We start from the raw sequence: 10,684 nt of genomic DNA, 5'->3' as shown, positions 1-10,684 counted from the left end.
ACCATATTTTAGTTAATACTTTTTATTATATATTATATTATTTTACTACATAAATTTTCAATCTTTTAACTTTAAATATATATTAAATTTTCCAAAATACATATTAATTATTAAAATATAATTGTTCACTATATTTTAATAATCTAGTCAATTAAATAATAGTACTAAAAATAAAATTGAAAATATGTGATTAAATTACACTTTTTGACAGGAAAATAATACAAAATATTACATTGAATTTAAATCTATTGATTATATTTATTTTTATTGATATATATTTTATAAAATAATTTTTTATAACTTAAATTATTTATTTAAAAGTTGATTTTTTTTAGAAAGGGTGGTTTTCTTATGAATAGTAATAATCAAAATTTTGATATTGAAAATGAAAAAGATTCTATTAAAGAAGTTTTAGAAACGTTCATTAAAACTGATTATAACTATAATGGTGGTAAAAATGATTTTTCAACAGTTGGAAATGAACAGTTAAAGAAGTATTTAATAGCTAGAAATACTGTGAAAGCTACTAATCATAAAAGAAATTATAAAAAAGTACTTTCTCAAAAATTTGAATTTGTATATGATAACTTTGTGAAATCTGGAAACTGTGTAAAAGTTAATGTTTATATGCTTGAAGAGTATTCGTTTGAAGAGGAAGATACTGGGAAGGTGTTTGAAGCTGGGGCAGGAAATGATTATGTAGTATATCTTTCTAAAATAAATGGAGTATGGAAGGTTATGTCTGCAACAATTGATGTTGATATTGATGCAGTTGATGCGGAATTTAATGTAAATAAAGAATTAGGCTATGAATGTGAAACAAAATCACGACAAAATAATAATACTGATAATTTAAGTAAGATGTTTGAAAGACTTAATATTTTAAAGGCTAAGTACTCTAAACCATTAAAGCAAGAAATTCCTAATATTTCTTCTGATATAGAAGGTTATTCTTCAAAAAGTTTAAATCTTTCTTATCGTCAAAGAAAAGCAATATATGATTATGCTTATAAATATAGAGGTAGTAGGCGTAATCCAAATTATTTGTCTTTCAAAACTACTGATTGTGCAAATTATGCTTCTCAAGCACTTAAATATGCTGGAGGAAGAACAGGTTCTAGTTATGTAATGGATGGCGAAAAGAGATCATGGTCTTTAACTCCGGACTCATTTCATTTAATGGGAACATATGGAGATGCTTGGGCTCAAGCCCATTATTTAAGAGGATTTATTGTTCGTAATGAAAATGGTTCTAAAGGGCCTGGAGGACATGCAATTGCCTATGGTTCAAAATTAGAATTAGGAGATTTAACATTTATTTATCATAAAGGTTGGAAAAGATGGTTTCACACTTATATAGTTATTAGCCCTGGCCCTAACTTTAAGATAGCTTGTCATACAAAAGATAGATGGGGAGATAATATTAATGATGCAGCTCCAGAAGATGAGTATCCTAGATCTTATGTACATTTAACTTCTTTAAGATAGAAAAATTAGAAAGGTTAATATATGATTAAAACTAAAAATAAATTATTTGTTTTTTTTATAGGGTTATTAATTATTTTTATTTCAGGGATATATATATATAAACATGCTATTTTTGAAAGAAGTTCTATAAAAGAAGTATTAGAAACATTTATCAAAGATGACTATAATTATAATGGAGGTAAAAATGATTTCTCAACAGTTGGGGATGAAAATTTAAAAAAATATTTATTAGCAAGAAATGCTGTAAAGGCTACTAATCATAAGAGAAATCATAAAAAAGTACTTTCTCAAAACTTTAACTTTGATTATAAAAGTTTTGTAAGATATAGAGATTGTGTTAAAGTTAATGTTTACATGTATGAAACTTATTCATTTAAAGATGAAAATACTGGTCAATTAAATGAGGCTGAAGCAGGAAATAATTATACAGTATATCTTTCTAAAATAAATGGAGTATGGAAAGTTATGTCAGCAACAATTGATCTTGATTCAGATGCTGATGCAGTAGATGAAGAATTTGATGTAAATAAAGAATTAGGTTATGAAGGAAATAAAAATCAAAAAAATATTGATATAAATTTAAATAAAATGCTTAAAAGGCTTAATGATTTAAAAGAAAAATACTCTAAACCTCTGAAGTAAAATATTTGAGATTAATTAAGACATTTTATTTATAAAAGCTTTAAGGAAATATATAACAAGTATTAGTACATATTAACTATCACTTAAATTTCACTTTAAAGACTTGTTATATATTTGAGATAAAATAAAAGCCCTTAGAATCCAAATAAATGGATTCCAAGGGCTTTTATTTTATCTCAAATATGATTTTAAGAACTAGCTTATTGTATTATTTTTAAATTGTAAGGATGTATGTTTTATATTTTTAGTTAAAGCATTAAAAATTAAACTAAATGCTTTTTTTCTACCTTTTTCTAATATATTTAAAAGTTTTATTCCTACTATAAATAAAACTCCTGTTACTAATATTTTTTGCCATAATATATCTGTCCCAAAACTTATAGGCAACTTAGGTATTCCTAAGTGTATAGCTAGAGCCAATGGCATTACTATAAAGCTAAAACTTAAAATATACAAGGATAAATAACATAATAAAAATGATGCTATTATAGGAACACCAACTAGTAAACTCAATGCTCCTACTCCAATAGCATTGAGTGCCTTTAAGGCTTTCATAAATGTACTAAAATCATTTACTTTATTAGGATTTTCAATATAGTATTCAGATAAAATACTATTCGCTATATAATCAATATTTCCAAGTTCTTTTATAATCTCAATTTCGGATTTTCCATCTAATTTCCCATCTTCAAAATATTCTATATAGTCATTTATAATATCGTAAATATAATCTTTTGGTAAACTGTTAATCTCAAGCTCTAATCCTTTTAAAAATTCTTCTTTTTTATTCATATCCTTTATCTCCTTTCAAAAAATTTGTAACAGAATCAGCTATGTTAAGCCATTCACTTCTGTTTTCTATAAATCTATTTAATCCTAAAGGTGTTATTTTATAATATTTTCTTGCTGGACCTAATTCAGATTCTTTTATGTAATAATCTAGATATCCTTCTTTTTGTAATCTTCTTAATAAAGGATATAATGTACCTTTAGTAATAGATATGATATTTGATACACTTTCAATCAATTCATATCCATAACATTCCTTATCTGCTAGGGCTTTTAATACACATAATTCTATTAACCCTTTTTTAAATTGACTTTCCAATTTTAACCACCTCTTAGCTAGAGTATAAACAAAACTAGTGTGTTATGCAATATAGTTTTAGAAATTAAATACTTTGTAACTATCACTTAAATTTTACTTTAGAGACTAGTTATAGTATTTAATTAATTAAAATTATATCTTATATATCTTTTTTCATAAAAACAAAAAGGACATCCTATATATTATCAAGAGTTAATTTTGATAAATGTAAAAAAACTTTAACTTAATATACTAGATATGTGTAGTATGTATAAAAAATCCAATAGATAATATTATCTATTGGATTTTTTTAATTGAAATTTATTTAAAATATTACTTTATTAATTTAAACCTTTTAATTTCTTAGAGTAAAATATAAAGGAATATATACTTGGTACTATAATCCAAGTTAAAATACCAATAATTCCTACTATATCACCATTAAAGAAAAATGATGCAATAAACATTATTGTTGCAATAGGGAAAGATAAATACCCTACTAATTTATGTGCAATCTTCCAAGTTTCTTCATCTCTTATTGTCCAAGGAAGTCTTAGTCCTAAATACCTATTAAAAGGTATCTTTGGTGATAAATTCCCAAAAAACATCATAAATACGGACATAAAACAAATAACTAAGTTTTTGTTATTTTCAGTGATAGATAATTGATTATTTGGTGATGATAAAGCAAATATAAAACAAAGTATAACAATAGATATATTAAATATATTTAAAAATCTAAAAGTTTTAACTTTAGGATTATCTTCTGATAACTCTACTATATTTGTTGCTTGAATATTTAATAAAAATAAAGAAACAATACCTAAAATTCCTAATATTAAAATTTCAATATATCCATCAGACATTATAAACCCTATACCAAGTATTAAAAGTGATATGGTTAATAATATAGTTTTTGTAGAGTTAATTTTTTTCATAATATTTCCCCCTTTTTATTTTTTGAATATTTCTAAGAAGTTTCCAAGAACCTCTTGAATTACAGAAGTATTTATAGAATAAATTACAAATTGCCCCTTCTTTTCAGAACTTATAAGCTCTGCTTCTCTTAAAATATCTAAATGCTTTGATATTGACGGCTTAGATATATCAAAATGTTCGGCTATTTCACCTGCACTCATATCTTTATTATTAAGCAATTTTAATATTTCTCTTCTTGTTTTATCGCTTAAAGCCTTAAATGCTTTACTCATAAAATAACTCCCTTCAATTATTTAATATAGATATTTAACTAATTAGTTAAATATCTATATTAATATAGTATGTAATTTTTAAAAAAAATACAAGTATTTTATTAAAAAATATATTTACTAACTATTACTTAAATTCCCGTTTAGAGACTAGTTACATATTTTACATAAGTTTTTAAGATTAGTTGTTTTATTCTTGTTATCATTTTGTAATATAAAATGTATTTATTTATAGGTTAAAATATAAATAAATACATTTATAAGGAGAAGATCATTATGGATATAATCAAATTTATAAATGAAAATACAGATCCCTTTATTATGCAACTTGTAATCGTTCCCTTTATATCAATTGGATTAGGCGTTCTTGTATCTATAAAAACAAAAAAAGTTTTCTTAGCACCATTAATTACTTTTATATTAAGTTTTATATATACTAAGTTCTTTGTAGGTATACCATTAGATCATAACTTTAAATTTGGATGGGAAATTATATTCTCTATTTCGTCACTAATAATTTCTTTAATAATTAGAGGATTAACCAACAAGTCTTAAATTTCTACTTTAGGGACTAGTACCATTAAAAATAAAATTAAAGCCATTAAAATCTAAATAAATGGATTATAATGGCTTTTTTGCTTACTCGTTATCTTTATAAGTTAATTAATATAATTTTTGATTCTAACTATAGAAGTCTATAAGTACTCTACTTAATCTTTGTATTAGTGGAATGCATAAAATTTATACTTTACAATTCAGTATCGTCATTAGCTACTTTTTCATTAGAAAAGTAACTTAAAACACCAAATATAGTAGAAAATAATAATGCAGTAAATAAACTACATTCAATACCGTCTATAGACCATTCTAATACTCCAATCAATACTGTGTTAATAGATATATCTATTAGACAAAAAATAATCATATACTGAATGTTGCTTAAGCCTATTATGATTTTTATTGCTTTCAAAGAGCATTCAATTATAAAATCTAATGGTATACCTATAATCATGTAGATGATAAAAAACTTAGCTAGTGTCCATAAATTATCGTATTTAAGACCTAGAATAGATAAAATAGTTCCACCGAAAAAAAATATTAATCCAAATATTATTACTACTAGTATACATCCAATTATACTCATTCCAATAATATCTTTTATTTTATTTTTCATGAAATCTCCCTTTTAGTTTTTAGATGATATATTTTTTATTAACTAAGAATTATATCAAAATTTAACTTTAATAATCTACAAAAAGTAACTATTACTTAAATTCAGATTTAGGGACTAGTTATACATGGAAAAGAGTGTATCTATTGAAATTCCTACATTTCAGTAAATACACTCTTTTTTGTTTTTTTAGTTTTCCATGAAACTTTATTTAATTAATTTTTGTAAATTCAATACAAATAAATTAATTTCCTACTTTTACTTTATTTATATCTGTATTAATTGCATTTATTCTGCATTTTTCTTTAATTTATTATCAAATTAGAATTTGGAAATTTAACATTATTTTCTATATGAAAATTTATGTAATAAATCTCCAAAAATAATAAATTTATATATTATTTATAAATTTATCATCTCCTAAATCTAGTATTTTTTCAAAATCATATTCAATATCTAATATCTCTTTTATATTAATATCTAGTGCATGTAAATATAGTTCGTCATCTAAATCTCCCATCAAATATAATTCTTCGGGATCATCTGGTAAATCAAATTCCCTACTTAATTCATATAAACATCTTACGCCTTCTTTTAATGTTATTTCTTTTTGAGTATATTTATTTTTTAATATAGATAATACTCCCAAATTAAAACTATCAATATCAATATTTTCTTCCAAGAAAAAAAATTTTAAAACTCTAATAATATCCTCTATTCTTTTAGTTGATAAAAAGGCTATGTCTATATAAATAAGTGGTGGATTGTCTAATATTTCTATCTGCTTATCTATATAATCTAAAAACTCTTTTTTAGTAATAATCCCACAAACCAAACATTGATAATAAACCAATAAAATATTTCTATAATCCATTTTAATATATGCCTTCCTTAACTTCATATTCTATGAATTTTATTTTAAATTTTTCCATAACTAAATACTCTCCAAATAATAATTTTCATCATTTTTTATTCTTAGAAGAAACTCACTTAATGAGTCTGCTATTTCAATATCATAATAATAAATTTTTCCTTCATTTTCATTGCTAATACCTATTGAAATATATGTAAATGCATCTGCTTCAAAAAATACTAGCTTATCAACTTCATACTCTTTAAACATTTCCATTTCTACATTCTCATTAAAGCAATCATAATCATTTCTTCTTAATCTAAAATCAATAACTGAGAGAGGATCCATCACTCTATTTGTATTATTCCCTCTCAAAAAACCATAACCATTGATATGATAAAACTCCTTTAACTCTTTCGGTAATTTTAAATGTAATTCATTTTCTAAAGTATCTATTTCACTATTCGTAACATCATAAAAAGTATTATCCATAGTATATATCTCCTTTGTCACCTAAATTAAATGAGTTCTTCAATATGACACAACTATATAAAACTACACTCATCCACATATTATTAACTAGCATCAACCCAAATTCTATATTTTCCGCAATGTATGCATTGAAATAAATATCCTGCCAAAGATCCTTTGCTTTCTAAACATTCTTTGACTAATTCAATTTCATACCCATTTTTACTTTCATAATCTTTAAGAACCTCTTCTTTAATCCTCATATCTTCAAGTTCTTTTATCCCTACATCACCAATAAATGCACAGTAGTCATTGCAACATTCTAACCAATATTCGCCTTGCCAACTTACATATCCAGGTGTTCTTTCAAATAGCTCTTTTCTTTTTATTTCATCTATAATTTGACTATTTTCACTATCTTGTATAAATTCACCATCAAACTTTTTGGCTGCCTTGCCACTACTTATACAATTAGGGCAAATGCATTCCGTATCTTCTAAAGAATACATCATTTGATCATAGTAGTAATTTGTTTTTTCATTGCAACACTCACATATTTTACCTTCTTTAGTGTATAAAAATATTTCATTTTCTAAAGCATAGCAGTTAGGATTATATTTAAATTTTGGAAGTTCATTACACATATTTCTTATCCTTTCATTCATTATTTTTCATATACTCATATAATGCCATAGATAATATATCTTGTACTTTATAATTTGAATTTTCTTTACAGAATTTACTAAATTCTTTTTGTACTTCTCCATAAAGTCTATAGCATCTTGATACTGTTTCACCTTCAAACTTTTTTATATTTATTTGATTAGATTTATTATTTAATCTATCTTCTATGTCTTTTATTTTCGATTCTAAGAACTTTATTTTACTTTCTAATACATTTGTATTATTTTTGAATTCATTCTCTTCTTGTGGCTTCTCATTCACTTCTACGTTAATATATTTACTTTGATCTTTATCAAATATATATCCTTGTTTTAAAAATCTTTCTCTGATTGTTGACCTTGATATTTTTATTTCTTTACATATCTTAGTTAGAGTTTCTTTCTCTAATTTTTGATTTACATATTCTATCTGATCCTTAACTTTCAACTCATTAAATTTTTCTTTTTTCATAAAAAACTATCCCCCTAATACAAAAGTATTTCTTGTATTTATTTAAATAAAATTTTTTATATCTCCTCTAAAAAAATAAATTTCTTTTGCATTACTTTTGTATTAATTTATATTTTCTTTCATAATTTTTTATAAAGTTTCTCTCTTACTTTTCTATTTTTCTAATTTTATTTTCAATTATTTTTTTCATAAAATATTTTTTGAGTTCGAGAAAAAAATACAAAACAAAATTTTAAAATTCATTTTTGAAATTTTGTAAAAAAGAGCATAAGGAGAAAATGCTATAACTTTCAGTTATAGGCTGGGCAAAACCCAGTTATTCTCTCAAAGTTGTTATAAAAAAAGTGATAGCATAAAAATACCTCTATACACACCTTTCGAACACCATTCCCCACACTCTTCCACACCTCTAGCCACCTTTTGAGCACCTACTTTTTTTAATTAATTTAAAGAAAAAAATATAAATTTTACTAAAAATAATTCTACGTTTTCTTTAAACCAATTAATTTTTTGCATTACATTTTTATATTTTTTGAATTAACTTTCAGTAACTTTTAAGAGCAGAAAAAATAAAAAGCCAAGATAAAATTTTAATTTTTCATATCAGCTTTTTATAAAAATTCTATTTATTTTCTTCAATAATTTTTTAATTTTTATCTAATTTTTTTGTTCAAGTTTGATTTAGATTTTAAAAAATTTTCTTATAAGATTAAATAAAAAATACATAAAAATTATCAATCTTTTTTGTTTTTTTTATTAACTCTATCTAAATTTCTTTCAATATTTTTATAAAATCAAATAGCAAAAATAAAATTTTTTAGTCAAACTTTTAAAGAAAAATAATAAAAATTTTTTCATAAATTTCATTAAAAACTTTTATGTATTTAAATTTTGATTAAAGCATTTCAGAATAACTTTTCAATAAATTTTATAACCTTTTTGTTTTAATTCTAGTAAAAAATATTGTCTTATTTTTAATTAAATACTTTACATAGTTCTCATTTTTTTATATACTTTGTGTATATAAACAGAACGTAAATTAACGTCTTGATGTATAATTTTATGTTCTTTTTTTCATAATAAAAATAAAAAAGTCCTAAACATAATCCCACTCATGTTTAAGACTTTTGTAGAAATAAATCTTAAAATAGACCTTCTAATAGCATTTCTTTTTCGATGCTATCTAATTGGCTTAATATCTTAGATTTCCTTTTTTGAATTGAGAAATCCAAACTTAAATCGGAGCTTGTGCAACCAAGTTCCTTTTTTATATCTGAAAGTTCTATTCTTGATTTAATTAAGTTTACATCTATTCTTTTTTTAGTTGTCGCGGAAGTAGGAATTATATTTCTATAAAAAAGAGTTTCTACTTGTGCGACACTTTGAGATATTTTTACTCTTTCTATTTTATAAATTTGATTAAGTATTTCACCCATTTTTTTAAAATTAAAAGCCCAGTTATCACCAAATGTTATTCTAAATGATTCAGCTAATATTTCTAAATGTTCTTGGGTATAACTTACTCCTTCTTTAAATTCATTGGTAATCCATTCATACATTCTTACTTCAATTGTATTATCATTTTTAAATATATTAGGATGTTCTTCTTTTAGCTCTTTATAAATTAGAGTATTTATTTTTGCAAAGATACTTCCTCTTTTACGATTTCCCATAAAAGCAATATTCCAAGCCATGTCAGTACTAAAATAATCTTCTAAAACATATTTGCTATATAATTTAATCTTTGATTTTAAAGAGTTATTAAATATTAGGTCATGTATTCCGAGTTTTAAATAATCTTTTTGAACTTGCTCCATTGATAGGTTATTTACATCTAGATATTCCATTAGATTGTAACTTCGCCTATTCTTTTTGATTTCATCATAACCTACAAGTATATCTTTATGATTTTCTAATTGTTCAATTGCTTCTTCTTGTAATTCTTTTAACTCTTTCTTATATGAATTTTTATCTTCTTTTATCTCTTCATTAATTTTCAAATCATATATTAACTCTATGTTATTAAAATATTCTTCTAGTAAAACTTTGAAATTTTCAAATGTTCTTGAACTGTAATAGTGTTTATATGTTTGACTTTTTACATATATAGTATCTGCCTTATAAGTACTTTCTTGTTTATTATAATAGACGTTAGTATCTATATTTAGAGGACTAAGATTTATTCCAAATGGTGAGAATGGTATATTCTTTTTACTTTCTTTATTGTAGTAATCAGCTAAACCAATAGCACTTATCATATGTTGATTTGATAGCCATTCAATATCATATATTTCGCAATCTTCGTTATAGTTGTTAAATATATGAACATTTATCTTTTTAAGGTTTCTAAATCTTGCTACATATTGTTTAATAGTTCCTATATCTTTTATCCCTACAACTATGATGTCCGTTATCTTTGGATTGTTTATATTAACTCCAGCAACAAGAGTTGTTGTGTTTAATATTACTTTATATCCAGTCATTTTACTATAATTCATTATCTTGTCATAAAGCTTGCTATGTTCCTTAGTATCAGCAGTTATAACGTCGCTCTTTTTATTTAACATACTAGAGATATATTTAAGCTCTTTAGTATCATTCATAAGTAAAGCTCCATTATTTGATTTATT

General features: G+C 23.5%; 12 protein-coding genes and 1 pseudogene. 3 read left to right on the top strand and 10 right to left on the bottom strand.

Going from position 1 to position 10,684, the window contains the following annotated elements:
* Window positions 1-351 precede the first annotated feature (351 nt).
* Together ABCP60_RS15225 and ABCP60_RS15220 are read left to right on the top strand one after the other, a co-directional pair.
* Complete coding sequence (locus ABCP60_RS15225) at window positions 352-1,488, top strand: amidase domain-containing protein (RefSeq protein ID WP_343102102.1); 1,137 nt, start codon at window positions 352-354, stop codon at window positions 1,486-1,488.
* A 21-nt stretch (window positions 1,489-1,509) separates the two neighbouring features.
* On the top strand, window positions 1,510-2,130 hold the full coding sequence (locus tag ABCP60_RS15220) for a hypothetical protein (protein ID WP_343102101.1): 621 nt from the start codon (window positions 1,510-1,512) through the stop codon (window positions 2,128-2,130).
* 195 nt (window positions 2,131-2,325) lie between these two features.
* Here the strand turns inward: ABCP60_RS15220 and ABCP60_RS15215 are convergent, their stop codons facing one another.
* The 4 genes from ABCP60_RS15215 to ABCP60_RS15200 form a co-directional block, all read right to left on the bottom strand.
* Window positions 2,326-2,922 (bottom strand): DUF1700 domain-containing protein, encoded by a 597-nt coding sequence (locus ABCP60_RS15215; protein WP_343102100.1) that lies wholly within the window; start codon window positions 2,920-2,922, stop codon window positions 2,326-2,328.
* Window positions 2,915-3,238, bottom strand: coding sequence for a PadR family transcriptional regulator (locus tag ABCP60_RS15210; protein WP_343102099.1), 324 nt, complete (start codon window positions 3,236-3,238; stop codon window positions 2,915-2,917). The genes ABCP60_RS15215 and ABCP60_RS15210 overlap by 8 nt, the downstream gene beginning before the upstream one ends.
* Before the next feature lie 320 nt (window positions 3,239-3,558).
* Window positions 3,559-4,155, bottom strand: coding sequence for an SdpI family protein (locus ABCP60_RS15205; RefSeq protein ID WP_343102098.1), 597 nt, complete (start codon window positions 4,153-4,155; stop codon window positions 3,559-3,561).
* 15 nt (window positions 4,156-4,170) lie between these two features.
* The gene (locus ABCP60_RS15200; protein WP_021121655.1) at window positions 4,171-4,428 is read right to left on the bottom strand and encodes an autorepressor SdpR family transcription factor; all 258 of its coding nucleotides are present in this window, start codon (window positions 4,426-4,428) and stop codon (window positions 4,171-4,173) included.
* Between the two features lie 273 nt (window positions 4,429-4,701).
* On the opposite strand from ABCP60_RS15200, the gene ABCP60_RS15195 reads away from it, so the two are divergent.
* Window positions 4,702-4,980, top strand: a complete 279-nt coding sequence (locus tag ABCP60_RS15195) for a DUF2651 family protein (protein ID WP_343102097.1) — start codon at window positions 4,702-4,704, stop codon at window positions 4,978-4,980.
* 193 nt (window positions 4,981-5,173) lie between these two features.
* Here ABCP60_RS15195 and ABCP60_RS15190 read toward each other — a convergent pair whose 3' ends face one another.
* From ABCP60_RS15190 to ABCP60_RS15165, 6 genes and pseudogenes are all read right to left on the bottom strand, one after another.
* Window positions 5,174-5,599, bottom strand: coding sequence for a YrvL family regulatory protein (locus ABCP60_RS15190; RefSeq protein ID WP_343102096.1), 426 nt, complete (start codon window positions 5,597-5,599; stop codon window positions 5,174-5,176).
* Between the two features lie 388 nt (window positions 5,600-5,987).
* The gene (locus ABCP60_RS15185; RefSeq protein ID WP_343102095.1) at window positions 5,988-6,470 is read right to left on the bottom strand and encodes a hypothetical protein; all 483 of its coding nucleotides are present in this window, start codon (window positions 6,468-6,470) and stop codon (window positions 5,988-5,990) included.
* A 60-nt stretch (window positions 6,471-6,530) separates the two neighbouring features.
* Window positions 6,531-6,941: an SMI1/KNR4 family protein gene (locus ABCP60_RS15180; protein WP_343102094.1), complete on the bottom strand. Its 411-nt coding sequence runs from the start codon at window positions 6,939-6,941 to the stop codon at window positions 6,531-6,533.
* Between the two features lie 83 nt (window positions 6,942-7,024).
* Window positions 7,025-7,564 carry a CbrC family protein gene (locus ABCP60_RS15175; protein WP_343102093.1) on the bottom strand — a complete coding sequence of 180 codons (540 nt, stop codon included), beginning with the start codon at window positions 7,562-7,564 and terminating at the stop codon, window positions 7,025-7,027.
* 13 nt (window positions 7,565-7,577) lie between these two features.
* Window positions 7,578-8,054, bottom strand: a complete 477-nt coding sequence (locus tag ABCP60_RS15170) for a hypothetical protein (RefSeq protein WP_343102092.1) — start codon at window positions 8,052-8,054, stop codon at window positions 7,578-7,580.
* A gap of 1,142 nt (window positions 8,055-9,196) precedes the next feature.
* Window positions 9,197-10,684 (bottom strand): annotated as a pseudogene (locus ABCP60_RS15165) (DEAD/DEAH box helicase); the annotation flags it as partial.

The organism is Romboutsia sp. MSSM.1001216sp_RTP31141st1_G3_RTP31141_220114 (assembly GCF_039031195.1).
Taxonomy (GTDB): domain Bacteria; phylum Bacillota; class Clostridia; order Peptostreptococcales; family Peptostreptococcaceae; genus Romboutsia_C; species Romboutsia_C hominis.
This window is presented reverse-complemented; position numbering and strand designations above follow the sequence as displayed.